The sequence below is a fragment of the Clostridium sp. D33t1_170424_F3 genome (genome assembly GCF_015667585.1).
Classification (GTDB): Bacteria; Bacillota; Clostridia; order Oscillospirales; family Acutalibacteraceae; genus Anaeromassilibacillus.
Map to the genome: position 1 here is coordinate 190,081 of NZ_JADPEG010000003.1, position 26,523 is coordinate 216,603.

Genomic DNA, 26,523 nt, shown 5'->3' on the forward strand with positions numbered 1-26,523 from the left:
CCTGGACTGGGTGCATTTTAATAAGAGCGACAGCGAAGGGTTTCAGAATTATGCGAGAAAGGATATTCCCAACGCGTTGATTACTAATGTGGCCACATTGGGAAGGCCGAGCAACGTAGCGAACGACACGACCACCAATTTTGTCTATTCCGACGCGATAGGGACGCCGGAATCCCCGGCCGACAACCGAAAAGGCACTATTTTAAGAGGCGAGGGGAACGGCGTGACGTTCTGCGTCCCGGGGAGCCTCGACGGCAAACGGCTGAACCTGTATATTGGAAGCTGGGCGGCGGATTTGACCGTGGAAGTAGCCGTCAACGATACGCTCCAATACACAGTGACAACCGGACAGCCGAACCCCTCCGGAGGCGCAAAATGGGAACTGCTGTGTTTGGAGTACCGGACGAACAGCCCCGCCGATGAAGTGAAGGTCAAGGTGTATGCGCCAAAGGTATATGCGGAGGGCGGATGCGTCAACCTTTCCGCCGTAACATTGGGCGGCGACACAGAGCAGCCCCCGGTTCCCGGAGCGGAAACAATCGATCAGCTCCGTGCGTTCTATCGGACGACGGTGAATGCGGGTCGGTTGGAAGCCGATTATACGCAGGCGTCATGGGCCGTTTACCAGCAGGCAATAACAGACGCCGAAAAAGTTTTAAATTTGGACGCGGCGGCGCAGGAACAAATCAGCGGCGCTTATGCGGCGTTGCAAGCCGGCATAAAGGGATTAAAGCCGTCTGCTTTGGATCCGTTGACCGCGATGCAGGCGCTGACGTATACCGATGCGGACGGAACCGTGCTGCCGTACCGTTTTTATGTGCCGGAAGATTATGATCCGGACCAGGCTTATCCCGTGCTTCTGTTCTTTCACGGCGCGGGTGAACGAGGGACGGATAACCAATCCCAAATTATTGGAGGAAGCGGACGGGATCTGTTTAAACGATTGCTTGGCAAGGAGCGCGAGTCCTATCAGGCCATATTGATTGCGCCGCAATGTCCGCAATCCGACCAATGGGTGGATACACCGTGGGCCGAGGGCTCCTATCAGCAGGATCGCATTGCGCTGAGCAGAGGAATGAAAGCCGCGCTGCAATTGTTGACCGATGTAGAGCGTCAATATCATGTAGACGCAGACCGCCGGTATATCATGGGCGTTTCCATGGGCGGCTTTGGAACGTGGGACGCGATTACAAGAAACCCCGATCTGTTCGCGGCGGCTGTGCCAATTTGCGGTTCCGCCGATCCATCCAAAGCAGAACGGGTTAAGAATCTGCCAATCTGGGCATTCCATGGAGATTCCGACAGCGTGGTTCCCGTAAGCGGCAGCCGGGAAATGGTTGCGGCGCTGCGCGCGGCGGGTTCTTCTGTCAAGTATACGGAATATGCCGGTTACGACCATAATGTTTGGGATTCCGCCTTCGCGGAGCCGGAACTTTTGTCATGGCTGTTTTCCCAGCGCAAAGCGGCGGATACCAGCGAACTTCGTAAATTGTATGAGGAGAATAAAGACAGAGAAAACAACCAATATGCGGAAGAAGACTGGAACCGGTTCCAAAAGGCGCTTTCAGAAGCAAAGAATCTCCTGGATGCGGAAAACGTATCGCAGGAGGAGGTTGACGCATTGCTTGGCGAATTGCGCAGTGCAATCGCAGGCTTAAAAAGCGAGTCTGTTTTGATCCGATACAGCAACCGGTCGGCATCGCTGGAGGTCAACGGCGAGGCGCAGCGATTGGCGGATCTCATCGGATTATATGAGGTTCCCGCCTCTGCGGCGGATCTGGAATTGGTCTTTAAACCGAAAGAGGGACGTCTTTTTGCAAGAGTTCAGTTGGATGGGAATTTTCTGACGGAGGACGCCTTTGCGGTGGATTCTTTCACCGTAACCATTCCGTCGGAGGAAGCGGTTCAGGGAGTAAAACGGACTTATACGTTCACAGCGGTTGAAAAAGCGACGCTGGAAATCGTGATCCATGCCGCGGAAGATTGTCTGGACGGCAGCGAGTATAACCATGCGGTCCCAGCCGTAAAAAAAGCGTTTGACAAGGCGCTTGCGCATGCCAAAAAGGTATATGAGACAAAAACGGCGGCGCAGTCAGAGATTGACAGCGCGCGCAACAATCTGTTGGAAACGATTCAGTTTCTTAGTTTCCAGGCGGGCGACAAAGAAGACCTTCGCCGGCTCGTAAAACTTGCGGAAGAAGTCCAGGACGGCGACGGTTTCCGGAACGATGAAAACTGGGATGCGTTCCTCGCGGCGCTGGACGCTGCGAACGCTGTGCTTGCGGATGAGAATGCGTTGGTTTACGAAGTGCAGGCGGCGGGGGATCGCCTGGTGGAATCTTTGAAAAATTTGGTGCGCGATGCGGACAAGGGGATTTTGGAAATTCTTCTGCAGACGGCGGAAGAAACCATGGAGCGGATCGGGCAATACCGTCCGGAGAACGAGGAAACGTTGCGCGCTGCGATAGAGGCGGCCGCCGCGGTGATGGATCGCGAGAACGCGACACAGGCGGAAGTAGACGAGGCGGCGGACGAGCTTGCTGCCGTATTGGAGTCTTTGCGCAGGATTCCGAATAAAGACGCTTTAAAAGAGCTGCTTGCAGAAGCGGCGCTTGTAGACGCGTCTTCCTATACGGCTGCAAGTTACCGCGCGTACAGCAATGCGGTGAACGAAGCGGCAAGGATTTACAACGACCCCGAGGCCACTCAAGAGGAAGTGGACGCCGCGTCGGAAAAAGTAAAAGCGACGAAAGCAGCCCTGCGGACAGCGGGCGGGAAAAAATCCGGCGGATCTTCCAAACCGGCGGCTTCCGGTGCGGGCACCGCAATCGTCGGCGCGGCGACAACCGCACAGGCGGCTGCAAGCGTAGTTTCCGATACGACCGTCAACTTCACCCTGAAGAGAGGCAGCGCATACTGCTTCAAGATGACCGTCATGGGCGGCAACAACCTCACCCCGAGCTTCACCGTCGGCAACGGCAGCGTGCTCAAGACCCAGTTTGCAGCGAAGATCGGCAACGATTATTACTACAGAGTGTGGGCGACCGGCGCACCGGGAACCAGCACAGGCGTGTACACCACCCTGGCTGGCCAGAACGCCGTCAAACACTGCACCGTAACCATCGGCTGAGAAAAAGATACACTGGCTGATGGAGAGGATTGCCTCTTTGAAGAACAGGACGTGAAAACGTCCTGCAGGAAGAAACGATTCTCCTGAAAATCGCCGCAGACTTGTTCCCCGGAAACAGCGGCCAACTCCATGGCTGGGCAGTTTCCGGGGGAACGTACACAATACAGGAGCGCCCCCGGACCAGCCGATCCGGGGGCGCTCTTTTCGCGTATGCGTCTTTTTACAGGGACAAACATAAAGCCTATTTTACAGCGGCATGCTATTGCTCCAGCGCAAACAGTTCGTTGCCGTCCGTTGTCAGCCGGACGTTTTTTTTCGATTCGCTTCCGTCCTTGAAATGTGCGGTCACGGTTAGGTCCACGGACAGGTTTTCAAGCCAGGCCGCTTCGTCCAGCTCCTCGCCCTCTTCGCCTTCCTTCACGATCTGGTAGCAGTAAGTACGGCTGTCCTGCTCGTCGTAGGGGACGGTAAAGCTCCGCCCCTCCAGCGCATAGGCGTCGGCATAGCCCTCGTCATACCGCTCCTTGCCCCCGTAGTAAGCAGAACGGATAATACCGAGCTGGTCCATATACGCCGTATTCGCGCGCTCCTCAAAAGTCAGGCGGTACTTGCGCAGGAATTCTCCCTGGTCCGTCGTAAACGTGACGCTCTCCAGATTTTCTCCCTCACAGCGGAAGGCGAGCTTCCAACAGTATGAGAGTACCGGTGTGTAATACCCTTCGACGCTGGCTGTTTCCGGCTGTGCCAGCAGGGGAACCTCGCTTCCCTTTGCCAGCGGGATGCGCTCCCCGTCCGCGGCATAGGCCACCAGCGTAAACGGGTCGCTGCGGCCGGAACCGGCAAACCATCCGGTCACACCGAACAGCAGGGCCAGCGTGCAGCAGACGGCGGCTGCACGCTTCATCGGGAAGCGCTTTGGGCGTTGTTCCGCCGCCATCCTCCGGGCGGTCTGCTCCAATAGTGCCGGGTCCGGTTCCACCTGGTTCCAGACGCGCTGATACCGTTCTTTCATAGCTGATCTTCTCCTTTCAGTTTTTCCCGCAGCATCGCCCGCGCCCGGTGCAGCTGGGATGTCACCGTGGATTCCGGCCGTCCCAGCGCCTGTGCGATCTCCCGGACCGGCAGGTCCTCAAAATAGAACAGATGCACCACCACGCGGTATTTTTCGGGCAGGGCGGCCACCGCCTCCGCCACCCCGGCGTCCTCCGGTATGGCGGAGGAAGGCGCTTCCTCCATCGGGACGGTTTTGCGGAACCACGCCGACGCCCAAAGCTTCCGGCAGCGGCTGACGGTCACATGGAGCAGCCACGCTTTGATGTGTTCCTCACTCTGGAATTCTGTCTCCGTGCGGACATACCGCAGGAATACGTCCTGGAACACGTCCTCCGCGTCGGCTTTGTTTTTGGTCTGGGACAGCGCGAGCCGGTAGACCATGGATGCGAACCGCCGAAGGACTTCTTCGTCGGTGTACGGTGCGTTTCCCGCCATGCCGTTCCCTCCTCTCTGCCTGTAATACCCCGCATCGCCGTGAAAAACTGCAAAGGCTGATAAAAATTTTATAGAACGGAAGAAGAGGAAACAGAATCCCCGTGCAGCGCCTGAAAGAGCTCGTGGTAGTGCGCGGCAAAGGCGCTGTTTTTACGCCATATAAAGGTAAAGTCGTTGACGATATGGAAATCCGCCAGCGGAATGCGCCGCAGGGCGCCGTCCCGCAGACTGTCGGCGGCGGCCGCCTCATACAAAAAGGTGATACCGCAGTTTTGCTTCACAAGGGATTTGATCGCGTTTAGATTGCCCGCCTCTGTCAGCCGCCGGAAGTCGCGCAGCGAACAGTTGCGCCCCTCGAGATAGCGTTCCAGCACCTCCCGCGTGCCGGAACCGGCCTCCCGCACGATCAGCCGCTCGCCGATCAGGTCTTCGATCCGGATAGGGGCGTCCGGCAGCGGGTACGAAGCCCCGCACACGCCGATGTACGGCTCCTGCGCGTATACAAGGGAATCGTATTCGCTCTTGGCAAAATACCCTTCCACCAGCGCAAAGTCGATTTCTCCCGCGTCCAGCTCTTTTAGAAGCTCCTGCGTGTTTGCAACCACCATCCGCACGGAAACGTCGGGGTACCGTTCCAAAAACTGCGCAAGGTGCTTTGGAATCACAAATTCGCCGATGGTCAGCGTTGCGCCGAACACAAGGCGGCCCGTATTCTGCCGCATCTGCCGCAGGCGGTCCTCCAGGTACAGCGCGTCGTGCTTCATCGTTGTGGCGGCGCTCAGAAGCGCTTCCCCGGCAGGGGTCAGCGCCATCTTCTTCCCCTGAAAGGTAAACAGCCGGCAATGGTATTTTTCCTCCAGCCAGTGGATGTGCTGGGACACTGCCGGCTGGGTGATGTGCAGCGCTTCCGCCGCCCGGGTAAAGTTCATAAACCGGCACACGGCCAGGAATGTATCAATGCGAAAATCCAACATGAAATCCACCTCCTTTCCATATTATAACAGTAACTTATGATTAAATAAAGATTTATCATTTTACCTTATATTTAGAACTTGGTATACTGGGGATCAAACAAAAGAGAAGAGGGGATTTCGTGGAAGAATGGAAAAAGAGAGGGAAGGGCGTGCTGCTCTGTCTGGCAATCGCCCTTCCCGCGTGGTTCCTGGGAAAGCTGCTGCCCGTGGTGGGCGGCCCCGTGTTTGCAATTCTGGCGGGTATGGCGCTCGCGCTGGTGTGGAAGGACAAGTCCGGCGTCCAGCCGGGCGTTTCCTATGTCTCCAAAAAGGTCTTACAGGCCGCTGTTGTTTTGCTGGGCTTCGGTATGAATCTGACGGAGGTTCTGGCGCGGGGAAAACAGTCCCTGCCCATCATCCTGAGTACCATTTCCGTTTCCCTGCTCATCGCGTTTGTCCTGTGCAAGGTGATGCGCATTCCCGGCAAAACCGCCACGCTGGTGGGTGTGGGGTCGTCCATCTGCGGCGGCTCCGCCATCGCGGCGACCGCCCCGGTGATCGATGCGGACGATGAGGAGATCGCGCAGTCCATCTCCGTGATTTTCCTGTTCAATATCGTCGCGGCGTTGATTTTTCCGGCGCTCGGCGCGCTGCTCGGCCTCTCCAACGAGGGCTTCGGCCTGTTTGCGGGCACCGCGATCAACGACACCTCCTCCGTCACCGCCGCCGCCACCGCATGGGACGGCATACATGGCAGCAATACGCTGGACGCCGCCGCGATCGTCAAGATGACGCGGACGCTCGCCATTATTCCGATTACGCTGGTGCTGGCCTTTGTCCGCACGCGCAAAGCAACGTCTGAATCCGGGACCAAGGTAGAGATCAGAAAAATTTTTCCGTTCTTTGTCCTGTTTTTTGTTCTGGCCTCCGTCGTCACCACTGTGTTCCATCTGCCCGCGGCGGTGACCGGCCCGCTCAAGGAGCTGAGCAAGTTTTTCATCATCATGGCGATGGCGGCCATCGGCCTGAATACCGATCTTGTCAAACTGGTCAAAACCGGCGGAAAACCCATTTTCATGGGCTTCTGCTGCTGGGTCGGCATCGCGGGTGTCAGCCTGTTCCTCCAGCGCCTGTTGGGCGTCCTGTAAGAAAACCGCCCCGGAACCAAGTTCCGGGGCGGTTTTACAGGTTGCCAGCGTTATTCGTGAATGCGGAATTGACTGAGCCGTTTGGCTGTATCGGGCGAAGCGTGATCGATAATTTTGCTTTGTCCGAGGTCCAGGCTGGCGATGCCTGCCATATCGGCTTCGTCCAGTGTGAAATCCCAGATGTCCAGATTTTCAATCATGCGTGCTTTATGGATGGATTTGGGAATGATGGCCACGCCGCGCTGTGTATTCCAGCGCAAGGCTACCTGTGCGATGGTTTTCCCGTGCTTCTTTGCGATGGCGGCGAGCGTGCCGTTTTGGAAAATTCCCTGCGCGCCTTCCGCCAGCGGCCCCCACGCCTCTGGCAGTACGCCGAATTCCTTCATGGTTTGCAGGGCCTCTTCCTGCTGGAAGAAGGGGTGGAGTTCTACCTGGTTGACGGCTGGAAGAATTTTTGCGTGCAGGCACAGGTCGGCCAGCCGCTCCGGATAGAAATTACATACGCCGATCGCGCGGATTTTTCCAGCTTCGTATAGCTCCTCCATTGCCCGCCAGGAGCCGTAATAGTCGCCCAGGGGCTGATGGATCAGATACAGGTCCAGATAGTCCAGGCCCAGCTTGTTCAAAGAGGTCTGAAAGGCTCGCTTTGCGTTTTCATAGCCCGCGTCCTGGATCCAGAGCTTTGTGGTGATGAACAGTTCTTCGCGGGGAATGCCGCTCGTTTGAATCGCCCTGCCTACAGCCTCTTCGTTAAAATAGGCGGCGGCGGTATCAATCAGCCGGTATCCGGTCTCCAGCGCGTCGGAAACAGCCTGTTCGCATTGTACGGCGTCCGGAATCTGAAATACGCCGAAGCCTTCGAGGGGCATGGTAATGCCGTTGTTTAAGGTGATGGTTTGCATAGGGGTCTCCTTTCCATTTGAAACAGTCTTTACATTGGAGGTTCTTTGTGCTACCATTACTCTATCACCTTCGAGCAGCTCGAAGTCAAGCGCTTTTTTAAAAAAAGGGGGAACTGTTTTGTATACGGTGAAGGAAGTTGCCAAAATCATCGGCCTTACGGAGCATACCATTCGGTTTTATACGGATAAAGAGCTGGTTCCTTCCGTAAAGCGGGACAAAAACAACAATCGCCTGTTTGATGAGGAGTCCGTCAACTGGCTGACGGGGGTAAAATATCTGCGCGACTGCGGAATGCCGCTCGAAGCCGTCAAAGAATATGTGGAATTGTGCCTGGAAGGCGACGCGACCATTGACCAGCGGTACCAGATCATTTTGCAGCAGCAGGAGGCGGCGCGGGCACAGATGGAAGAGGCGAAACGGCGCCTGGAATATATGGAGAAAAAAGCAGAGCTGTACCGCGGGATCGCGGAACGACGGATCCCCGACCGGATGAACCCGGCCAATTGGCCGGTAAAATCCGTTGGATAAGGCGCCTGTTGGCATATATATAATGTAAAGAAAGAGAGGAACGCCGGATGGAGTTTATCAGGCTGCTTTCCCCGGAGGACAGCCGGTTCGCGGCGGCGATGGCGCTTTACCGGGAGAGCTTTCCCGCGCATGAGCAGAGGACCGCGCTTTCCCAAAGGGAGGTCCTCCGCTGCGATCCCTATCATTTCACGCTGCTGTACGACGGGGTCCGGTTCGTCGGGCTGCTGCTTTACTGGGAAGCCTCCGGGTTCCGCTACGTCGAGCATTTCTGCATCGACCCGTCTCTGCGTAACCGAAGCTACGGCAGGCAGGCGCTGGACCAGCTGACAGCGGACGGCAAGACCGTTATTCTGGAGATCGACCCGCCTGTAACGGCAATCGCCTTGCGGCGGAAGGGGTTTTACGAGAGGTGCGGGTTCCGGGACAACCCCTATGCGCATGTGCATCCGCCGTATCACCCGGGAAATGACGGGCACGAGCTGCTGGTTCTGTCGCACCCGGCTTCGTTGTCCCGTGAAGCGTACGGGCGCTTCAACCGCTACCTGCAAAACACCGTGATGTCTGTCTGACCGCCGGAAAGGAAAAACCGGTCCGGATAACAGCAGACTTGACAGCCGGAATCATATAGAAACGGCCTCCGTATCCATTCCTGGATACGGAGGCCGTTTCGTTTCTGTCAACCAGATTCACATCGGATGAATCGGCGTCCGATTTCTCTTAATTTTAGAAATGAAATCAAAAAATCGAACGAAACAGCTAAAAAATCACAAATACTTCTGGAAATAACTGGTGTAAACTGAATGTGCAAGCAATTTGTTGCGAGAATCATTCAAGCCGCGGGCGGCATGCGGCAGGGAGGGGGAGACGAACATTTTGCAAAAAGCCGCCGTCAGGAATGATATTGTAAGGAGGAGCTCTATGAAAAAAAGACTGTTGAGTCTGGTTCTTTCTCTGGCGATGGTTTTCACCATGCTGGCGCCTGTCGCGTCCGCCGCTCCGGCACAGGACGGCGCATTGACGCATCAGGGCTTACAGGCTGAATACTATCTGGTAAGGGATGCATCCGGATTCCCCTTCACTAATTTGAAGGGCATTTATGTAGACCCCAATATCGCGTTCAGCGATACGGAGAACATGTTGACACAGCGTACCGGCCAGAACGACTGGTGCGGCGCACGTTGGACCGGCCGCATTGTCGCGCCGGAAACAGGCGAGTATACATTCTACGCTTACACGGACAATGGAACCCGCGTCTATGTGGACAATATGGAAACCCCGGTCATCGACTGGTGGGTCAACCAGTGGGATGTTGAGCAGAGAAGCAAGCCCATCCACCTGGAGGCCGGACAGGCTTACGATTTTAAGATGGATTGGTTTGAGGCGACGGGCGGTTCCCATGTGTACCTGCGCTGGTCCAACGACCAGGGCATGGAAAAAACACTGGTTCCGACCACCGCGTTTTACCTTCCGGCCAATTATGCCGGCCCGATCGTGGACGAGGTAAACACCGATAACGCGCAGCTTGATAAAGATCAGGGATTGGGCGGTACGATCACCCTCACCGGCAGCAATTTCTCTGAGAATACCACAGCGGAAGTGGTTACCCTGGGCGGAAGCTCTCTGGAGCCGAAGGCGGTCATGGAAACCGTTTCCGCAACCGAGGCAGAACTGGTTCTCGGTGTTCCGGATTCTCTGAATCCCGGCGCGTTCAAAATCCGGCTGCAAAAGGACGCTTATATCAGCGACACCGAGCAGTATATCCTGGTCACCTCCGAATCCGGCGGCGGCATCGCGCGCAGCGAGCATCCCCGCCCGGATTGGGTCCGTGACAAATGGATGAACCTGAACGGCGTGTGGGATTTTGATTTTGATCCGGACAAAGCCGGCGAATCGGATAAATGGTATGAGTCCAAGAATTACGGCCTCAAGATCAACGTGCCGTTCCCGTGGGAATCCCCGGCCAGCGGCATCCAGAACGCCTCTTATCTCGGCACCGCATGGTATGAGAGAGACCTCACCCTGGACGATTCCTGGGTTGCCGAAGGCGAAAAGGTCTTCCTGAAATTCGGCGCGGTCGATTGGTTCTGCACCCTGTACGTCAACGGCGAAAAGGTCGGCGACCACGAGGGCGGCTATACCCCGTTTGAATTCGACATCACCGAGTTTGTCAATGCGGGCGAAAACAAAATCACCCTGATGGTCAACGACGAGGCCTCCTACGGCAAGGACGAGTACCCGGCGCTGGTCGGCAAACAGGGCCACAACGCGCCCTGCGGCTACACACACACCAGCGGCATCTGGCAGACCGTCTATCTGGAAGGCAGAAGCAGCACCTACATGGATTATGCACATGCCAACCCGGACGTGGACAATTCCTCCGTTCAGTTTGACCTGAAAGTCCAGAGCGACGCCGACAAGACCGTCACCGTCGCGTACGACTTCAAGAGCGTCCTGTGGGACGACGAAAAGGGAGAGAATATTGAAACCGGTTCCACTGTCAGCGGCACACAGGAAATTACGCTGAAAGCGGGCGAAAATCTGGTTTCTCTGGATCCGATCGCAATCGCGGATCAGAAGCTGTGGAACTACGATTCCCCGAACCTCTACGAAGGCTCCATCAAGCTGATGAACGGCGACGCCGAGCTGGACAACGTTGCCACCTATTTTGGCCAGCGCAAGGTCAGCACGGAAATCTACGACGGCAAAAACTATGAGTACATCTATGTCAACAACGAGCCGGTCTTCCTGTCCGGTTTGCTGGATCAGGGCTTCTGGGAAGAGGGCGTCTACACCGCTCCCAGCGAAGAAGCGCTGAAATACGACATCAAGGCAATGCGCGACCGCGGTTTTAACATGATCCGCAAGCACCTTAAGATTGAGGATCCGGTTCAGTATTACTGGGCGGACCGCCTGGGCATGTTTGTGTGGCAGGATATGCCGCACGCTACCTACATGAACGCAAAGTCCAACAACGGCGCGACCCCGGGCCGCGTGGTCTATGAGTACGCGCTGGAGCAGATGCTCAACCGCGATTACAACCATCCCAGCGTGATTGCCGTCATGCTCTTCAACGAGACATGGGGCATCAACCACAACGGCGGAAAAGCCAGCGACGGCATGAATACCAACGAGTGGATTCAGTACCTGTACTACAAGACCAAGGACATCAACCCGAACCTGCTGGTCGAGGATATGAGCCCGTGCAACAACGACCATATCCAGCCGACCGACCTGAACACCTTCCATATGTATCCGAAGGGCTACCAGAACTCCAAGAATGACGTGGCCAACCGGGAACGCAACACCTATCCCGGCTCCGGCAACAACTTCTGGGGCGACTTCAAACAGGAAACCGAGCCCTGGCTGAACAGCGAATACGGCGGCGTCGACGCCTACGCGGGCGATTTCGACGTGTCCTGGTGCTTCAAGTATCAGACCGACATCCAGCGCCAGTATGACAAGCTGAACGGCTTTGTCTACACCGAGCCGTTCGACGTGGAATACGAGCGCAACGGCATCCTGACCTATGACCGCCGCGATAAGATCTTCGGCTATGACGAAGTGGCGTACGGCGGCGACATGCGCATCAACGACCTGACCAATCCGGAGCATTATGTCGGCCTCGACATCAACCCGGCGCTGGTCGCAGCTCCCGGCACGCAGTATTCCGCACCGGCGGTCGCGATCAACTGGTCCGGCGAAGCGCTGGAGAACCCGGTTCTGAAATGGCGTTTTGACGCGACGGACGTGTACGGCAACAATATCTCCACCGGCAAGAGCGGCGAATTCGCGCTGACCTATGCGCCGTACACCCGTGAGAACAACACCATCGCCTTTACCCTGCCGGATCAGAAGTGCGTCGGCACGATCACCCTCTGGATCGAGAGCAACGGCGAAAAGATTTCCAAGAACTTTGCAAATGTCATCGTGACCAACGGCAAGGATTCCCCGGCCGTCAGCATCCTGTCCGAAGAGACAGCGGTTCTGCGCCAGTCCTCCTCCGCCTCCAACACCGTGAAGAACGGCGTGGGCGCGGTCACTTACGAGTACACCCTGCCGGCCGGTTTCGACGCGGACAGCCTCAACGGCATGCGCGTCGTCGCGGAAGCGTCCTCCCTGAAGGATGAAACCGTCAACCACGGCATCAGCAACTCCAAGCTCTCCCAGACGACCGTTGGAAGCGAGCATCTCTCCGATGTGACGGTTTCCATCAACGGCCATGAAGTCGATACCGTATTCCTCCCGGACAACCCGAGAGACATCCGCGGCACGCTGACCCTGCCCAAGGGCGAGCTGAACGGCGCGAGCGCGGGCAACTTCGGCTATCTGCTGAACCTCAGCGTCCCGGCGGACGTGCTGGACGCTCTGAAAGCGGAGCTGGCGGAGAGCAACGCCCTGACCGTCTCCTATTCCGTCAAGGAAGATGCGGAGAACGCGAACGGCGTGCGCATGTACAACGAAGGCAACGGCCGCTATGCCGTCAACCCGATGGTCATCCTGAATCCGGAAGACCAGTTTGCGGCGGAAGCGGTTACCCCCGAAACCAATAACTACAGCGTCGAATCCGGCGCGGCAGGCTTCTACGCCCGCTATGACGCAGAAGCAAACACCGGTTACAAGGTGGGCGTGGAAGGCAGCAGCGTCGTTCTGGCAACGGCGGACGGCGATGTTCTGGCAACCGCAATGGTGGAAGCATCCACGCTGAAAGCAACCTTCTTCGACGATCACATCACCGTATATGTGGACAACAACCCGGTTCCGGTCATCGATGTGTATGATTACAGCAACTTTACCGGTTCCGTACAGGCCATCAGCGGCGGCGTGACCGTAGCGCCGGAGAGCTATGAGATCCTCACAGCGGGCGACATCCAGGCGGACGTCCAGTTTGTGGACAGTTTCAACATCGGCTCCGGCACCACGGAAGGCAAGCCGAACGAAACCTTTGCCAAGCGCTATGAGATCATCAAGGGCGACATGGACCGCCCGAACGATTCCAATAAGTCCGAAGGCGTTTGGAACGGCTCCAATAACAACAACAACCTTTATGTAGAGGCGGATTGGGGCAACAAGGCGATCATCAAGAATACCGAGTCCACAGACCTCGTCGCGGAAGTGGACGTCACTCTGACGGAAGTCAAGCCCGGCACCAACGGCAACATGGGCCTGATCATCCGCGGCAGCGAGTACAAGGACAACGTCGACGGCGCCAACGGCTATTACGCGGGCATTGGCGAGGGCTATATCCAGGTCGGCAGAATGCATAACGGCTGGACAGAGCTGGCCAAGGTGGACGCGCCGACCGCGGTCGGCGAAACCCACAGACTGCGCATGGTCGCGGTTGGTTCCAGAATCCGCGTCTATCTGGACGACGAGACGGAACCGCGCGTCGATGTATACGACGGCACCTACGCGAGCGGCAGCGTCGCACTGCGCGGCTTCCGCTGCAAGGGCGTCTTTGATAACGTAGTCGTTTCCACTGCGCCGCGCTATGAAGCGGACTTTGAAAACGGCGGCATCGCCGAATGGGCGGCGACCGGCGCGGCATGGAGCAACGAGGACGGCCAGATGGCGGCGAGCGGCAAAGCGGCAGCGCTGGTCGGCAACGCGGGCTGGACCGATTACGAGTACGCCGCGGACGTCACCCCGGCGGCGGGCAGCAGAGCGGGCCTCGCGGTTCGCGCCATCACCCAGAAGGAACGCCTCTCCGGCTACTATGTGGCGCTGGATGAGAAGGCGGATAAACTCCAGGTCATCCGCTCCATGAGCGGCGTGGAAACCGTATTGGCGGAAACCGATCTGGACGTCGCGGCGGATACTGTTTACAACCTCAAGGTGCGTGCGGTCAACAACACCCTGCGCGTCTATGTGGACGGTGCAAAAGAAGCGGCGCTCACCGTGACGGACAACGACTTCTTCAACGGCAAGGCGGGCCTGGCGGTTCTGGAAGGCGCGGCTTCGTTTGACAACGTCGTGGTCAAGGATCAATTTATCTTTGAGGAGAACTTCGCGGACGGCAGCCTCAACGGCTGGAACATCGTCAGCGGCGACGTCTCCGTCAATGACAACACTCTCTATATCGCAAAGGGCGCCGGCAAGAAGCTGGTGGACGGCTATGCCACATGGAGCGACTATGTCCTGAAGGCAAAGATCAAGCTGGACATCGACCCGAATGCAAAGTCCAACGCGGGCTTCGTCTTCCGCAGCAGCGACTTTGCCGCCGGTCAGGACGACCTGTACGGCTATGTGCTCGGCATCAACTATTCCGAGAACAACCCGAAGCCGCTGGAGCGGACCGGGCTGGAATTCGGAGACCTGCATTACGGCTGGCGCGCCATCGCAAACACCACCGATTTTGTGATGGATCCCAATGCGTGGTACGATTTTGAAGTCAAGGCGGAAGGCAATAAGATCACGGTTTCCGTGGACGGCAAAGAGTATTACACAGCGGAAGACAGCGCATACACCTACGGCATGTTCGGCCTGCGCAACTTCAACGCGGCCCTGCATGTGAAGAACCTGGTCGTCGCCCCGGTCAGCGAGCTTGCGGTTGAGGAGCCGTCCGAGCACATGCTCACCGCCTCCTACAACAGCAATGTCAGCCTGTACATCGACGGCGATAACCAGCGGCTTGCGGACCTGATCGGCGCTTACAAGGACGTCGTGATGGCGGGCGACAAGCTGTCCCTTGAGTTCCGTCCGCGTCTGGACGGCAGAGAGCTTGCGGGCGTGACCCTCAACGGCGAGGCGCTGCAGGTCAAGGACACCGGTTCCTTCGTATACGACCTGACCATGCCGAATGAGGATACCACCCTTGCGTTCCAGTTCACCGTGGTGAACAAGACCAATCTGCGCTCCGTGATCGCAATCGCGGAGGACTGCGCGGACGAAGCGGCAGAGGCTGTCCCGTCTGTACAGAAGAAATTTGAAAAAGCCCTGAAGGAAGCCAAAGCGGCGGAAGAGAAGCTGACGGCGACCCAGAAGGAAATTGACGATGCAATGTTCGCTCTGATCGACGCGATGCATTACCTCAGCTTCACGGAGGGCGACAAGTCCAAGCTGACCGTCCTGATGGAAATCGCGGACGCTTTGGACCGCAGCTTCTATACCGAAGAGAGCCTGGCGAAGGTGGACGAAGCCTACGCCGTGGCCAAGGAACTGGTCGACGACGACGAAGTGCTGGAAGCGGACGTCAACGCGGCCGCGGAAGCCCTGAACGAAGCGCTGATCACCCTGGTGAGAATCACCGATAAGAGCGACCTGGCAGCCAAGATCGAAACGGCTGAAGGCCTGGAGCTCGACAAGTATCTGGAGGTTGGCAAGAAAGAGGTCGCGGCGGCTTTGGAGAAGGCCTATGCGGTCATGGAGAATCCGGACGCCACCCAGAAGGAAATCAATGACGCGGTAAATGAGCTGTCGAATGCAATGACTCTGCTGCGCCTCATCCCCAACAAAGACGCTCTCAAAGAAAATGTCGGGAAGGCGGAAGCCATCGACACCAGCAAGTACACGGCAGCCAGCGTACGCGAGCTGAAAGACACGCTGGACGAGGCGAACGACGTCCTCGCCAACCCGCAGGCAACGCAGGAAGAGGTCGACGCGGTGAACGAGAAATTGACCAGAGTCATGAACAGCCTGGTGCCGAAGAGCAGCAGCAAGCCCAGCGGAAACAAGACCTCCAGCAGTTCCTCCGTACCGTCCAACGCATACGGCGCGGATGGCATGGCGGTCGCAGGCGCAACTGTCGCACAGGCAGCAAGCGTGATTTCCGACACCACCGTGAACTTCACCCTGAAGAGAGGCAGCGCATACTGCTTCAAGATGACAGTTGTGAACGGCAGTGCCCTGACGCCGAGCTTCACCGTCGGCAACGGCGATGTGCTCAAGACCCAGGTTGTAGCAAAGATCGGCAACGAGTATTACTACAGAGTCTGGGCGGTCGGCGCACCGGGAACCAGCACGGGCGTTTATACCACCCTGCCAGGCCAGAATGCCGTCAAGCATTGCACCGTGACAGTGGGCTGAAAAATGGTTTGATGCTGTCGAGGGGTCTGACCGCAGGTCCGTTGTACAGTGATAACAGGCTGAGCCGAAAGGCTCTCAGCCTCTGTAACGCAAAGCCAATCAGATCTTCCTCCTGATAGATGCAGCAACGGAATTGGGGGAGCGCCCCGGCCGACAGGCCGGGGCGCTTTTCCTTTTGTCTTTGCCGTACCTTGTATTCTAAAGTCCATTTTACCTGTTCTTGATCTGTTTCCAATATAAACGCGGTATCCTAAGAACCGGCAAAAAGGATTTTAAGACGATTTTTGGAGGTTGAAAAGATGAAATTGAGAAAAACCCTTTGCGCATTGCTGGCCGCGCTGCAGCTGACCGCGCTGGCTGGCTCCCTTTCCGCGTCAGCGGCGCAGGAACCGGCGCAGGCGGCGTCCCGTGCCGGCTATGTGACGGCTGCCGGCGACCCGTTCCTCTCCGTGGACTTTGAGGACGGGACTCTTCCCGAAGGCTGGAAACAGCTCGGCGGCGGCTGCTCGATCAAGGAGGAAGACGGCAACCATTTCCTGGAGATGGAGCCGAGCACAAGACTGATTATCCCGGTGCCGGAAGGCGTGGGGGATTATACCATTGAAGCGGACGTGACCTTTATGCAGGCGAGCAACGCCGCGCGCTGGGCTTCGATCATGTACCGTGTGCAGAACCAGGACAAGCCGTACTACCAGTTTGCCGTCCGTCAGGACGCCACCGCGACAAACGGCGTGGAATTTGCGGCGATGACGGCGGGCGGCTCCTGGGACGTGCGGGAAACCGCCTCCTTCACCGGCAAAATGGACGATGGCCTCACCCGCCACTTTAAGGTGACGGTTACCGGCAATAAGGTGAAAGAGTGGATCGACGGCAAGGAGCTGATCTTTACCGACAAGGCGACCGATCTTTCCTCCGGAGACATCGGCCTGCAGTCCAACCTGGTAACGGTGCGCTTCGATAACCTCACCGTCCAACTGAACCCGGAGGAGCTTCCGGATCTCCCGAAGCCGGAGAACAATTATGCAAAGGTCAAGAGCCTGAGCGATAACCTTGTTTCCGCTCCGACCGTGATCGCCTCCGGCCTGACCGGCCTGGACGACGCGGAAACCAAAATTGCCGACGCGGCGACCAGCAGCCTGATGCTCCGTGCGGCGATGGAAGAAGACGGTCTCGCGCTCTACAGCGGAGAAACCCGCCTGGGCGGTGTACAGGACTGTATGGATCGGTTTTACGGTAAAACCCTGCTGCTGATCGAGCTGGACGACGCGGATGCGGCGGACGCGCTCGCGGCCCATATCGAAGAGAATGAACTGGAGGACCTGCAGGTTGCCAGTACGGACGGCGCGCTGCTGCGCGAATTCCGCGCCAAAGCCCCCGCCACGCGCGCCAGCCTGATGCTGGATACGGAGACCCTGACCCGTGCGCAGGCGGCGGAAGCCGTCGGCGCGGCGAATATGGCAAAAGCCAAGAATATTATCATCAGGCAGTCCGCGGCGAATAAGGAAGCCGTGGAACAGATGCAGCGTCTGTTGATGTCCGTCTGGGTGCTTTCTGACGACACGACGACCGGCCTTTTCCGCGCGGTACAGTCCGGCGCGAACGGTGTGATCACCGCGGAGCCGGAGCGTCTGGCGAGTCTGGCGGAACTTTTCACAGGCCGCACCCTGACCCGCCGCAGCTTTATCATCGGCCACCGCGGCACCCCGGGCAGCGCGCCGGAGAACACGATGGCGGGCTACAAGATGGCGTATGAAAAGTACGGCGCGCAGATGATTGAAAACGACGTTTACCTGACGAAGGACAAGGAAGTCATCGTACTGCACGACGACACCTTTGCCCGCACAACCGACATCCTGACCAACGCCAAACTTCCGGACAGCGTGTTCACAAACGGCGTGACGCGCCAGAACTGCCGCCCGCGCGATTTGACGCTGGAACAGGTCCGGATGCTCGACGCGGGTTCCTACTACGGCGAAGCGTTTGCAGGGGAACCGGTTCCCACCCTGTGCGAGATGCTGGAGTACATCAAGGGCAAGGACCTCGTGCTTTTCCTGGAGCTGAAGGATGCTTCCGAGGGCATTGAGAAGGCCTGCACCGACATGATCAAAGAGTTTGATATGCAGGACCAGGTCTGCTGCATCACCTTCAATGCCAAGAGTGTGCCGATCACGCTGGACGAGATGCCCACCATGTCCATCGGCTATCTGAGCGGCGTGGGCAGCGTCAACACGGCGAACCCAATGGTCACCGTGCGCAAGGCGCTCAACCAGGTTCTGCCGATGAACAGCACCTTCAACCCCTCCTACGGCGCAATTCACAACGAGACGTTTGTCCAGCAGATGCAGGGCCGCGGCATGACGCTCTGGCCGTGGACCTACAACAGCCAGAGCGCCTACCAGTGGGCGATCGACCACGGCATCAACGGCCTTACCACCAACTACGCCGACTGGTCAATGGACGCCGTGTTCGGCATTGAAGCGGAGCAGGATGCATACAGCCTGGCCGAAGGCGAGACGCTCTCCCTCAAGGCGACGGGAAAAACCAACACGCAGAACGTCGTCCAGTATGACGCGCCGGAGATTGTCGTGCTGGAAGGCGGCGAGAACATTCAGGTATCCGGCAATGCCGTCACCGGCGTCAAAATGGGCACGGCGGTGGTTTCCCTGCGTGCCAAGTCCCAGATGGGCGCCACAGAGTATGACCTTTACACCGCGCCCGTTACCCTTACCGTGTCCGAGGGCATTCCTGCGGAGCATATGCTCACCGTTACCTACGGCAAGAACGTCAGCCTGTCGGTGGACGGCGTCAGCCAGAAGCTGCCGGATTTAATCGGCGCGTATAAGGACGTTGTGATGGCAAAGGACGAAGTCGCTTTGGCGTTCTACCCGTACGCGGACGGCAGAGAGCTCGCCGGCGCGACGCTTAACGGCGAACCGCTGAAGCTTACAGACAGCGGAAGCTTCGAGTACCGCTTCACCATGCCGAATACTGATGCGGCCCTTGCGTTCCAGTTCACCGTGGTGAACAAAATGAACCTGCGTTCCGTGATTGAGATCGCGGAGGGATGCGCCGAAGAGGCGGCATCCTCCGTCCCGGCCGTACAGAGAAAGTACGAAAAAGCCCTGAAGGCCGCCCGGGCGGTGGAAGACCGTCTGGACGCATCCCAGAAGGAAATCGACGACGCGATGTTCGAACTGATCGACGCACTGCATTACCTCAGCTTCACGGAGGGCGATAAGTCCAAGCTGACGGTGCTCATGGAAGTTGCGGATGCGCTGGACCGCGATGATTACACGGCGGACAGCCTGGCGGTGCTGGATGCGGCCTATGCGGCGGCGAAGGAGCTGGTTGACGCGGAGAACGCGCTGGAGGTTGACGTCGACGCGGCGGCAAAAGCGTTGAACGACGCGCTGGAAAACCTGGTGCGCCTGTCCGACAAAAGCGGCCTGGAAGCCCGAATCGCGGAAGCGGAGGCGTTGAAGCTCGAGAATTATCTGGAGACCGGCAAGGCGGAATTCGCGGCGGCTCTGGCAGCGGCCCATACCGTTCTGGCGGATCCGGATGCGACCCAGAAGGCGATCAACGATGCGGAAGCCGCCCTTGTGGAAGCGATGGCGGGCCTGCGCCTCATCCCCAACAAGGATGCGCTCAAAGAAAATATTGAGAAGGCGGAAGCCGTTGATACAGGCAAGTACACAGCGGACAGCGTGCGTGTGCTGTCGGCCGCGCTGGAGGATGCAAACCGGACTTTTGCAAACGGCCAGGCGACCCAGGAGGAGGTTGACGCTTCCAATCAGCGCCTGACGAAAGCGCTGAACGGCCTGGTCATCAGGAATACCGGCAAACACAGCGGCGGAAAGTCCGTCCGTACACCTGTCAATACCAATATATATGGTGCGGAGGGCACGGCAGTCGCGGGTGCAATCGCCGCACAGGCGGCAAGTGTGGTTTCCGATACCACGGTGAACTTCTCCCTGAAGAGAGGCGGCGCATACTGCTTTAAGATGACCGTTGTAAACGGCGGCGAAGCGGTTCCAAGCTTCACTGTCGGCGACGGCAGCGTGCTCAAAACCCAGTTTGCGGCCAGGGTCGGCAACGTTTACTATTACAGGGTGTATGCCATTGGCACACCGGGCCAGAGTACCGGCGTGTATACGCAGCTGCCGGGTCAGAACCCGGTCAGGCATTGTACGGTAACCATTGGCTGATTGCTGCCGTTGAAAGTCCTCTTTGCGAACAGAGCCTGAGGGCCGCCCTGCTTTGATAAAAGATTCCCCTGAAAAGCACCGCGGGTATGTGAGACACTTCGTGTCTGCAATCCGACCGAAGGTCCGCGGATCGGCGGCAAGATTTTAAAATAAAACAGAACGCCCCCACAGCTTTTGCTGTGGGGGCGTTCTGTTTTATCAGGAAAGGAGGAGGCTCGCTGCTCCCCAAGATACGCCGTTCTGTTGTTTGCAATTTTTGATGGATTATAGTTTAATGTGAACAAGAAAGAAATAAATCTGTTATTTTTAGAAGGGGAATTGCGCAAAAATTTAATCGTTGTGCGGTTGTAAAGTGGAGCGCACAAAGGCTTCAAACGATTCTTTGTCCATGTTATGCGCCGCAAGAAGAATTTCACGCACATCCTGGCCCGAAACGGCAAACGCCTGCATCGGAACAGAGCGGGTGATTTCCTCCTCCAGCTTGTCCCGATGTCCCCCCATCATGGTATCCATGGAAACGCCGTACAAAGTGGAAAGTCGTTTCAGCGATGTGACGGTGGGAAGACTTTTACTGGTTTCATAATAGCTGTAGCTGGAACGATCCAGAGCAAGCATGTCGGCAACCTGCTTCTGAGTCAGTCCGGCCCGGACGCGGAGTTCTTTTAAAGCTTCATTCAGTTCCATGGTTATAACCACCTTCATTTTTGTTTGTGAAAAATATTCACTTGAATGGCACATCTATATAGTTGTAGAAAGACAACCGCTATATGTATTATCGAATGCTTCTTTTCATACTATAATAGATTATGCATAATCAGAATATGGAGGATAGAGAATGGAGATAGGCGTATACTTGAAGAAACTTCGGATGAACAGAGGCAAAAGCGTATATGCCTTAGCCAAAGAAAGCGGAATTTCAGAAAATCACATTCATCGCATTGAAAAGGGTATCAGCCAACCCTCCGTTTCGTTGCTGGAAAAGCTGCTGCAGGCGCTGGGGATCACTCTTTCCGAATTTTTCGGACAAGATGCGGAAATTCTCTATCCGTCAACCTTTGAAAAGGAATTGATACAGGCGACCCGGCAGCTTGACAATGAACGTGCGGAAACGATCCTGCATTTGGTCAAACTGATGAGTGTCAACAAAGAAGGAAAGCTTCCGTAAAGTATCTCGTTCCGTCCGGATACCAGACATGGCCAAATCGCAAATGGCAGGGGATTTTCCGCAGAACAGCATTCCGAAAGAAGTGCGTGTGGGGAATCCCCATGAATATTTTGGTTAAAAGGAACAAATGGAAAAGAGGATATCGACTCGATTGTGGGAAAACAACGAAACATATCCTAGTTTAATTATAGCGAATAACGGTACTGCAGTCAATTAATTGAGTATGACAAGTGTTGACAGATGTTGACAAGTGTCGACAAAGAGGTGACGCGCTATGATCAGTTATACACCGTTTTATCGTACGTTAAAGTTAAAAAGGTTCACAGAGTACCAGTTGATCAAGCAATACCGGTTTTCCGCCAATATCCTGTTTCGGATGAAGCAGGGGAAAAATATTACGTTAAAGACGTTGAATACGCTCTGTGCGATTCTGGATTGCCGTGTGGAGGACATCGTCTGTTTTGTACAGGATGAAAATGAATGCCTGATTCATTGAAAAATAAATCGATCACAACCCGTTTTTTTCTTGTTTGCCCGCATGATGTATGGTATCATGTCCATAATGAGGAAAAGAATCCTGTAAAAATTATGGATTCCGACTGTTTTCATGCTGCGGCTCTGGGCCGCGCGCGAAATAGGGAAGAAGCAAGAGAAGAAACGGAGGAAAAAAGTATGCAAAGAAAAGGAAGAAAAGTGATTTCCTGGATCCTGGCTTTGTCCATGGCGGCGGGCGCCGTTCCGGCAGCGGCCGCGCGGCCCATGGACGTTCCGGCTCCGGCCAGCGGCGTTGTGGCGCTGGCGCAGCAGGAAGCGGAGGAAATCGTCATCCCGCAGGGCCAGATGAAAGCCACGGCGGACAGCGCCGCGTCCGGAGAGGGAGCGGACAAGGCCGTTGACGGGAACAACAGTACCAAATGGCACAGCAATTGGTCGGCCGGACACCCCGTCTGCCCGCTGTCCATCACGTTCGATTTGGGCGAGGCCTACGAGGATGTATACCAGCTCCGCTATCTGCCGCGGCAGGATTCGTCCAACGGAAAGCCGCAGTATAACGGCATCATTCTGGGCTATGAAATTTCCGTCAGCGACGACGGAGAAACCTTTACCAAGGTGGCGGAAGGCGAATGGGCGGAAAACCGCAATTTAAAGACCGCTACCTTTGCATCCACCGGGGCAAAATTTGTGCGTCTGACCGCTCTGACCTCCATGGGCAACAGCGCGGGTGAATACAACCAGTTCGCATCCGCGGCAGAAATCAATATCGTGCGCCGCGCGGACTTTGCCGTGGACGATGCCGCTTTGCAGTCCGCGGCAGCAAAGGGCAGGGAGTTTTTGGACGGCTATACCGGCGACGAGAGCTTGGTCGCCGTTCTGAAAACGGCTGTGGAAAATGGCGAGGCGCTGATTGAGGACCTGGACGGCGGCGCGCTGCTGACGCAGGAAGCGCTGGACGCGGCGGCGCAGGCCATCACGGCAGCGCTTGCAGACATCGCCCCGGCGACGGAGCCGACCCCCATCCCGCAGAACCAGATGACCGCCACGGCGGACTCCTACCAGAGCGGGAACGAGGCCTCCAAGGCGCTCGACGGAAACGGCAGTACGCACTGGCATTCCAACTGGAGCAGTTACACGCCCCTGCCGCACTACATCACGCTGGACCTCGGCAAGGCGTACACCGACGTCTATCAGATGAAATATCTGCCGCGCCAGGATAAGGACTGGAACGGCACGATCCTGCAATATGAGATCAGCGCCAGCATGGACGGCGAATCCTTTACCAAGGTTGCCGCCGGTGAGTGGGAAGCGACCAAAGACGAAAAGACAGCCTCTTTTGCACCGGTTGCCGCAAGATACCTGCGCCTGACCGCCCTGACCTCGGAGAACAACGAGAACAAGGAATTTGCGTCCGCGGCGGAGGTCAACGTATCGCGTTTGAGCAGCTTTACGCTGGATCCCTCCGTACTGCTGCCCGCCATTGAGGCAGGCAAATCGTTTATCGAGGAGTATACCGGAAAGGAATCCCTGCTGGACGATCTGAAGAACCTGCTTGCCCGCGCGGAAGCGCTCCTGGAGAGCACAACGCCGACGCAGGAGGAATTTGTCAGTCTCAAGAACCTGATCGGGGAGGAAATCGAGAAAATCCAGTCCATCGGCAACCTCAAACAGTTTGTTCCCGGCGACAAGTGGCTGGATACGGAAGGCGATTTCATCCAGGCGCACGGCGGCGGCATCATGTACGATACAAAGTCCGAAACCTACTACTGGTACGGTGAAAATAAAGACGTTGACAACGACCCGGGCACCACGCGTACACCGGTTGTTGGCGTCTCCTGCTATTCCTCCAAGGACCTTTATAATTGGAAATACGAGGGATTGGCGCTTGACCCGAAGCTTCAGACCGGCGAATATGCGGACGAGCTGGCGCCGGAAAACGTACTGGAGCGCCCGAAGGTCATCTACAACGACGCCACCGGCAAGTACGTCATGTGGGCGCACATCGACAGCGCCAACTACGGCAAGGCCGCCGCCGGCGTGGCGGTCAGCGATACGCCGACCGGCCCGTTTACCTATATCCGCAGTGAGCGTCCGAACGGCCAGATGAGCCGCGACATGACGCTGTATAAGGACGAGGACGGAAAAGCCTATCTGATCTATTCGTCTGAAAACAACGCGACCCTGTATATCTCTCTGCTTTCCGACGATTACCTGAGCCAGTCCGGCACCTATACCCGCAACTTTATCGGTATGTCCCGCGAGGCGCCGGCGATGTTCAAGCACGACGGCAGGTATTATATCGTTTCCTCCGGCTGCACCGGCTGGAGCCCGAACGCCGCGGGTTACGGCGTGGCGGATTCCCCGCTCGGCCCGTTTGAGGAACTGCTGCCCAACCCGTGCGTGGGGCCGGACGCCAACCTCACCTTCCGGGGCCAGAGCACCCATGTGCTGCCTGTTGAGGGCCGCCCGGACAAATTCATCTTCATGGCGGACCGCTGGAACGCCAACAATTTACAGGATTCCCGCTATCTGTGGCTCCCGATGCAGTTTAACGAGGACGGCAGCCTGAAAATCGAGTGGATGGACGAGTGGGACCTCTCCTATTTTGGCGCGGACAGATCCGGATTGCTCGCGGTACAGAAAGAGGCTGCGGCGCTGAAACCGGGTGATTATACGCCGGAGAGCTGGGCGGCGCTGCAAACTGCGCTGCGGGCAGCGGCGGACCTGGCGGAGGATGCGGACCAGACGGCGGTCGACGCGGCGGCGAAGGCCATCCGCGATGCGATCGACGCGCTGGAGGATACGGTTCCCTCTGAGAAAACCATCGCCATTCGCTACAGCGGCCGGTCCGCTTCTTTGTCCGTCAATGGAGTGGCGCAGCCGCTTGCCGACAAGATCGGCGTGTATTCCATCCCCGCGGAAGCGGAGGAATTGACGCTGACCTTCACTCCGCCGGAAAACCGCCTGTTTGCGGGCGTTCAGGTAAACGGCACAGCGCTGGCGGAAAAAGATTTTGAAGCGGATTCCTTTACTGTCGTGATTCCGGCGGACGAGGCCGCGCTAGGGATGGAGAGAACCTATTCCTTCACCGTTGTAAGCAAGTTCGCGCTGGAAACCGCCGTCCGTCTCGCGGAATCCTGCGTGGGCGGTGACGAGTACAACGCCGCGGTGCAGATCGTCCGGGAGAATCTGGATGAGAAGCTGGAGACCGCACAGGAGGTTCTGGATCAGAAAACCGCCGTGCAGGCGGAAATCGACGAGGCGCTAAACGGCCTTTTGCGCGCGATGCAGCTGCTGAGCTTTGAGGCCGGAGACACCGGCGCGCTCAGCAAACTGATTGAAACCGCCGAGATCATGAAGGAAAGCGGCGACTATACCGAAACCAACTGGGAAGCTTTCCTTGCGGCGCTCGACGAAGCGAAGGAAGTCGCTGCGGACCCGAACGCGCTGAAAGTCGATGTGGAGCGCGTCAGCGAAGCGCTGGTAAAGGCCATGGAGAATCTGGTGCGCAAGGCGGATAAGTCCGGTTTGGAAACCGTTCTCAATCAGGCGCTGGAGACCATGGAAATCATCGACCAGTACGTACCCGCCGACGAGGCGATTCTGGCGGCGGCAATCGAGGCTGCGCAGGATGTCTATGACGATCCCGACGCTTCCCAGGCGGCGATCGACGAGGCCGCCGACACGCTGACAAAGGTCCTGTTGGAGTTGCGTCTGATCCCGGACAAGAGCGTGCTGGAGGATTGGATCGATAAATCCGAAAAAGTCAACCCGAATGCGTATACAACGGCTTCTTACCGCAATTTCATGGAGCAGATCGGCCTGGCAAAGGCCGTCTACGGAGATCCGAACGCCTCTCAGGCGGATGTGGACGAAGTCTGCGAGAAGGTCAACAACGCATGGAACGCGCTCAAGACCGCCGGAACAGGCGGCAGCGGCGGAAACAGCAGGCCGTCCAAGCCCTCCTCCACGCCGAGCACCTCCGGTGCGGGCACGGCGGTTGCCGGTGGCCCGGTGGTTGCGGCGGCGCAGAGCGTGGCGGCTTCCGTCCGTTCCGATACAACCCTGCCGTTTACGCTCAGAAAAGGCGCGGCCTATTGCTTCAAGATGACCGTCGTCAATGGAAACGGTCTGGTTCCGAGCTTCACCGTCGGCGACGGCAGTGTGCTCAAGACCCAGTTTGTGGCGCAGATCGGCAACGACTATTATTACAGAGTCTGGGCGGTCGGCGCACCGGGCCAGAGCACCGGCGTGTATACTTCCCTCAGCGGGCAGAACGCGGTAAAACATTGTACGGTGACGATCGGCTGATTGTAACGGTACAGCAGCAGATAAAAACAGCCCCCGGATTGGCCTTGCCAGTCCGGGGGCTATCTGTTAATCAGCTTTAGCAAAAGGACAACCCCCGGCTAAGCCGGGGAGAGTAAAAAAGATTAAATAGTGAAAAAACCTTCTGGTAGAATAAAGTCGCGGTCGGTCAACT

General features: G+C 57.2%; 14 protein-coding genes. 9 read left to right on the forward strand and 5 right to left on the reverse strand.

Going from position 1 to position 26,523, the window contains the following annotated elements:
- Positions 1-3,130: alpha/beta hydrolase-fold protein (locus I4V53_RS03300; protein WP_195983966.1), on the forward strand; the 3,130-nt coding region annotated here is incomplete at its 5' end.
- A gap of 259 nt (positions 3,131-3,389) precedes the next feature.
- On the opposite strand, the gene I4V53_RS03305 is transcribed toward I4V53_RS03300, so the two are convergent.
- The 3 genes from I4V53_RS03305 to I4V53_RS03315 all read right to left on the reverse strand — a co-directional run bounded on the left by I4V53_RS03305 (position 3,390) and on the right by I4V53_RS03315 (position 5,592).
- Positions 3,390-4,142 carry a hypothetical protein gene (locus I4V53_RS03305; RefSeq protein ID WP_195983967.1) on the reverse strand — a complete coding sequence of 251 codons (753 nt, stop codon included), beginning with the start codon at positions 4,140-4,142 and terminating at the stop codon, positions 3,390-3,392.
- Entirely contained in the window at positions 4,139-4,618 is a 480-nt protein-coding gene (locus I4V53_RS03310; RefSeq protein ID WP_195983968.1) for an RNA polymerase sigma factor, read from the reverse strand. Before I4V53_RS03310 ends, I4V53_RS03305 begins: the two co-directional genes overlap by 4 nt.
- 68 nt (positions 4,619-4,686) lie before the next feature.
- Positions 4,687-5,592: a LysR substrate-binding domain-containing protein gene (locus tag I4V53_RS03315; protein ID WP_195983969.1), complete on the reverse strand. Its 906-nt coding sequence runs from the start codon at positions 5,590-5,592 to the stop codon at positions 4,687-4,689.
- 119 nt (positions 5,593-5,711) lie between these two features.
- Here I4V53_RS03315 and I4V53_RS03320 point away from each other — a divergent pair, with 119 nt between their 5' ends.
- The gene (locus tag I4V53_RS03320; RefSeq protein WP_195983970.1) at positions 5,712-6,719 is read left to right on the forward strand and encodes a YeiH family protein; all 1,008 of its coding nucleotides are present in this window, start codon (positions 5,712-5,714) and stop codon (positions 6,717-6,719) included.
- 50 nt (positions 6,720-6,769) lie between these two features.
- Here the strand turns inward: I4V53_RS03320 and I4V53_RS03325 are convergent, their stop codons facing one another.
- Entirely contained in the window at positions 6,770-7,621 is an 852-nt protein-coding gene (locus tag I4V53_RS03325; RefSeq protein ID WP_195983971.1) for an aldo/keto reductase, read from the reverse strand.
- Between the two features lie 127 nt (positions 7,622-7,748).
- On the opposite strand from I4V53_RS03325, the gene I4V53_RS03330 reads away from it, so the two are divergent.
- From I4V53_RS03330 to I4V53_RS03345, 4 genes are all read left to right on the forward strand, one after another.
- Complete coding sequence (locus I4V53_RS03330; protein ID WP_353616465.1) at positions 7,749-8,150, forward strand: MerR family transcriptional regulator; 402 nt, start codon at positions 7,749-7,751, stop codon at positions 8,148-8,150.
- Positions 8,151-8,197: 47 nt separating this feature from the next.
- Positions 8,198-8,719 carry a GNAT family N-acetyltransferase gene (locus I4V53_RS03335; protein ID WP_195983973.1) on the forward strand — a complete coding sequence of 174 codons (522 nt, stop codon included), beginning with the start codon at positions 8,198-8,200 and terminating at the stop codon, positions 8,717-8,719.
- Positions 8,720-9,068: 349 nt separating this feature from the next.
- Positions 9,069-16,172, forward strand: a complete 7,104-nt coding sequence (locus I4V53_RS03340) for a 3-keto-alpha-glucoside-1,2-lyase-like domain-containing protein (protein ID WP_195983974.1) — start codon at positions 9,069-9,071, stop codon at positions 16,170-16,172.
- Positions 16,173-16,471: 299 nt separating this feature from the next.
- The gene (locus tag I4V53_RS03345) at positions 16,472-20,380 is read left to right on the forward strand and encodes a glycerophosphodiester phosphodiesterase family protein (RefSeq protein WP_195983975.1); all 3,909 of its coding nucleotides are present in this window, start codon (positions 16,472-16,474) and stop codon (positions 20,378-20,380) included.
- 330 nt (positions 20,381-20,710) lie between these two features.
- Here I4V53_RS03345 and I4V53_RS03350 read toward each other — a convergent pair whose 3' ends face one another.
- Positions 20,711-21,064 carry a helix-turn-helix domain-containing protein gene (locus I4V53_RS03350; RefSeq protein ID WP_195983976.1) on the reverse strand — a complete coding sequence of 118 codons (354 nt, stop codon included), beginning with the start codon at positions 21,062-21,064 and terminating at the stop codon, positions 20,711-20,713.
- Positions 21,065-21,215: 151 nt separating this feature from the next.
- Here I4V53_RS03350 and I4V53_RS03355 point away from each other — a divergent pair, with 151 nt between their 5' ends.
- The 3 genes from I4V53_RS03355 (at position 21,216) to I4V53_RS03365 (ending at position 26,351) form a co-directional block, all read left to right on the forward strand.
- The gene (locus I4V53_RS03355) at positions 21,216-21,545 is read left to right on the forward strand and encodes a helix-turn-helix domain-containing protein (protein ID WP_195983977.1); all 330 of its coding nucleotides are present in this window, start codon (positions 21,216-21,218) and stop codon (positions 21,543-21,545) included.
- A gap of 274 nt (positions 21,546-21,819) precedes the next feature.
- Positions 21,820-22,041: a helix-turn-helix domain-containing protein gene (locus I4V53_RS03360; protein ID WP_195983978.1), complete on the forward strand. Its 222-nt coding sequence runs from the start codon at positions 21,820-21,822 to the stop codon at positions 22,039-22,041.
- Positions 22,042-22,217: 176 nt separating this feature from the next.
- Entirely contained in the window at positions 22,218-26,351 is a 4,134-nt protein-coding gene (locus tag I4V53_RS03365) for a discoidin domain-containing protein (protein ID WP_195983979.1), read from the forward strand.
- Positions 26,352-26,523: the final 172 nt, after the last annotated feature.

What these genes read in the sequence shown, in the direction of transcription:
- I4V53_RS03310 (WP_195983968.1), bottom strand. Translation starts at nt 4,618, where the DNA reads ATGGCGGGAAACGCACCGTACACCGACGAAGAAGTCCTTCGGCGGTTC.
- I4V53_RS03335 (WP_195983973.1), top strand. Translation starts at nt 8,198, where the DNA reads ATGGAGTTTATCAGGCTGCTTTCCCCGGAGGACAGCCGGTTCGCGGCG.
- I4V53_RS03345 (WP_195983975.1), top strand. Translation starts at nt 16,472, where the DNA reads ATGAAATTGAGAAAAACCCTTTGCGCATTGCTGGCCGCGCTGCAGCTG.
- I4V53_RS03365 (WP_195983979.1), top strand. Translation starts at nt 22,218, where the DNA reads ATGCAAAGAAAAGGAAGAAAAGTGATTTCCTGGATCCTGGCTTTGTCC.
- I4V53_RS03360 (WP_195983978.1), top strand. Translation starts at nt 21,820, where the DNA reads ATGATCAGTTATACACCGTTTTATCGTACGTTAAAGTTAAAAAGGTTC.
- I4V53_RS03340 (WP_195983974.1), top strand. Translation starts at nt 9,069, where the DNA reads ATGAAAAAAAGACTGTTGAGTCTGGTTCTTTCTCTGGCGATGGTTTTC.
- I4V53_RS03315 (WP_195983969.1), bottom strand. Translation starts at nt 5,592, where the DNA reads ATGTTGGATTTTCGCATTGATACATTCCTGGCCGTGTGCCGGTTTATG.
- I4V53_RS03355 (WP_195983977.1), top strand. Translation starts at nt 21,216, where the DNA reads ATGGAGATAGGCGTATACTTGAAGAAACTTCGGATGAACAGAGGCAAA.
- I4V53_RS03350 (WP_195983976.1), bottom strand. Translation starts at nt 21,064, where the DNA reads ATGGAACTGAATGAAGCTTTAAAAGAACTCCGCGTCCGGGCCGGACTG.
- I4V53_RS03325 (WP_195983971.1), bottom strand. Translation starts at nt 7,621, where the DNA reads ATGCAAACCATCACCTTAAACAACGGCATTACCATGCCCCTCGAAGGC.
- I4V53_RS03305 (WP_195983967.1), bottom strand. Translation starts at nt 4,142, where the DNA reads ATGAAAGAACGGTATCAGCGCGTCTGGAACCAGGTGGAACCGGACCCG.